Raw genomic sequence first — 697 nt, 5'->3', positions numbered from 1 at the left:
CTGTTTCTTTTTATTTTACCCTGATTCTTCTTCCCCAGGATACCCAGTCTCCGTAAGCTTTCCTTCCGTTAATTTTGACCCATGGGCGGACTTTCAGAGTATAGGTTCCGGGCTTCACGCCTGTAATCCTTGTATAGGTTGTCCGATTGTTCCGTTTATATACGGTGGTTCCGCCTGTAGATCTCAGTTCCATATCTGCTCTTGCAAATCCTTTTGGTACGCCAACTGTTACAGACACAGCTCCTTTACTTGTTTTTACAGTTTTAATCTTCACCCTCTCTGTGGGAATTCCGTTCTTTACTACTACTTTTACTGGATAACTCCATGCCCCAAACCTTTTCCCGGACACATTTCCATCATAATAATCCCTGTTGTACGCATGGATTCCCAGATAATACGTGCCGTTTTTTACATTTGTGAAGGTGATGGTCTTTGCATCCTGATTCTTCGCCACCTTCACATAATTCTCAGGTCTGTCAACCCAGCTTTTCTTTGTCAGAACCGCATCGAAACCTTCGCTGTTTGCGCAGTCATAAGCCACTGCCTTAATAGTTGACCCCTGTACTTTCACATCTTTTATCGTTGCTCCTTCCGGATAAGGCGGTGCAATATGAGGACAATTCTGGGAAATTATATAAGATAATTCTATTCCTCCTGTGATGGAAACCTTAAAAATATCAGTAGCTACCTGTTCTTC

General features: G+C 42.8%; 1 protein-coding gene. It reads right to left on the bottom strand.

The genetic code is table 11. The features are described from left to right. Window positions 1-10 precede the first annotated feature (10 nt). Window positions 11-697 (bottom strand): hypothetical protein (locus LJE11_RS19200; RefSeq protein WP_173679725.1); only part of this gene is annotated, 687 nt, incomplete at its 5' end.

The sequence above is a fragment of the Blautia sp. DFI.1.216 genome (assembly GCF_020594215.1).
GTDB classification, from domain to species: Bacteria; Bacillota; Clostridia; order Lachnospirales; family Lachnospiraceae; genus Blautia_A; species Blautia_A wexlerae.
Note: the sequence above shows the minus strand (reverse complement) of the source record. Positions and strands in the feature narration are given on the sequence as shown.